The 1,789-nt window shown below is 65.1% G+C and carries 3 protein-coding genes; all 3 read left to right on the top strand.

Going from position 1 to position 1,789, the window contains the following annotated elements:
• Positions 1 to 383: transposase (locus Y707_RS28590; protein ID WP_035783289.1), on the top strand; the 383-nt coding region annotated here is incomplete at its 5' end.
• Positions 384 to 415: 32 nt separating this feature from the next.
• The gene (locus Y707_RS28585) at positions 416 to 1,174 is read left to right on the top strand and encodes a helicase associated domain-containing protein (protein WP_155853275.1); all 759 of its coding nucleotides are present in this window, start codon (positions 416 to 418) and stop codon (positions 1,172 to 1,174) included.
• Between the two features lie 10 nt (positions 1,175 to 1,184).
• A partial coding sequence (locus Y707_RS28580; protein ID WP_155853273.1) for a helicase associated domain-containing protein occupies positions 1,185 to 1,789 on the top strand: 605 nt, incomplete at its 3' end.

Below are 1,789 nucleotides of genomic sequence, written 5' to 3'. Positions count from 1 at the left end.
GGCTTGCCTCCTGGGCCGGTGTCTGTCCCGGCTCCAACGAATCCGCCGGACGGATCAAGTCCGCGCACATCCTGCCCGGCAACAAATACCTCAAAGCTGGCCTCGGCACCGCCGCGATGTCTGCATCCCGCAGCAAGAACACGTACCTATCCGTCAAATACCGCCGTATCGCCGCCCGACGCGGCCCCATGAAAGCCATCGTCGCCCTGGAGCATTCCATCCTCACCGCTGTCTGGCACATGCTCGCCGACGGCGAATGCTACGCCGACCCCGGCGCCGACCACTTCACCCGGCTGGACCCGGTCAAGGCCAAGAACAGCGCCATCAACAAGCTTAAGAGCCTCGGCTACGACGTCACCATCACCCCGGCCACCGCAGCCTAAACCACCTTTACTTTCGTATTAGACTCGCTGCCATGGACAGGCGCTGGGCGGGGGCAATGGCACGGGCGGAGGAGTTCCTGGCCCGGCATGGGCGGTTGCCCAAACGCCACAGCGGCGATGCGGCCGAGGAGACAGCGGCGATGTGGCTGTACTCCATGCGCCGCCTGCACAGCCGCGGTGAGCTCAGCGCCGAACGCATCAAACAGCTCGACAGGACCCTCGGAAACTGGCGCACACCGGGAAGGGCCCGAAGCGAAGAGGCTGGATGGAACGTCCGCATGACCGATCTGGAAGCCTTCACTGCCGGGGCCGGGCGGTTGCCTCAGCGGGGTAAGAATGCCGGTGAGCATGAGTGGTCTCTGGCGTTGTTTATTAACCGCCAGCGCCGCCGGATCCGGAACGGCACTCTTCCGGCTCATCGGGCGGCCCAATTGGATGCAGCGGTTCCGGGCTGGAACACGAAACCGGAATCACATCAGGCCAAAAGGGTAAGAGAGCAGCATGCGGCGGCGTGGGATCGGGTGGAGCCTCATGCGGCGGTGATTCTGGCCGGGCTCGCGTCGGGCCGGTCCCCGGTGCAGATGGCGCGGATGACCGGTGTTTCGCTGCAGCTGCTGTTCGGTATTGCCCGTCACAACGCCGAGTGGGCCAAACAGTTCGAGGAAGCGCTGGTGGAGGGCAGGAATCCTGCACTGGAACACGGGACACGGGCCGCGTACCGGCATGGTTGCCGTTGTAAAGAGTGCCGGAACCTGATCGCCGGTTACCACCAACGTTCACAGCGGCGTTAGACTCGCTGCCATGGACAGGCGCTGGGCGGGGGCAATGGCACGGGCGGAGGAGTTCCTGGCCCGGCATGGGCGGTTGCCCAAACGCCACAGCGGCGATGCGGCCGAGGAGACAGCGGCGATGTGGCTGTACTCCATGCGCCGCCTGCACAGCCGCGGTGAGCTCAGCGCCGAACGCATCAAACAGCTCGACAGGACCCTCGGAAACTGGCGCACACCGGGAAGGGCCCGAAGCGAAGAGGCTGGATGGAACGTCCGCATGACCGATCTGGAAGCCTTCACTGCCGGGGCCGGGCGGTTGCCTCAGCGGGGTAAGAATGCCGGTGAGCATGAGTGGTCTCTGGCGTTGTTTATTAACCGCCAGCGCCGCCGGATCCGGAACGGCACTCTTCCGGCTCATCGGGCGGCCCAATTGGATGCAGCGGTTCCGGGCTGGAACACGAAACCGGAATCACATCAGGCCAAAAGGGTAAGAGAGCAGCATGCGGCGGCGTGGGATCGGGTGGAGCCTCATGCGGCGGTGATTCTGGCCGGGCTCGCGTCGGGGGCAGCCTTCACCGCCAGGACGGGGCGGCTGCCTCAGCGGGGTAAGAATGCCGGTGAGCATGAATGGTCTCT

Source organism: Arthrobacter sp. H14 (assembly GCF_000520495.1).
GTDB lineage: Bacteria > Actinomycetota > Actinomycetes > Actinomycetales > Micrococcaceae > Arthrobacter_C.
The sequence above is the reverse complement of the archived record's forward strand: the minus strand, read 5'-3'. Positions and strand labels throughout refer to the sequence as shown.

Coding starts and splice junctions, on each gene's coding strand:
- Y707_RS28585 (WP_155853275.1), top strand. CDS start 416: ATGGACAGGCGCTGGGCGGGGGCAATGGCACGGGCGGAGGAGTTCCTG.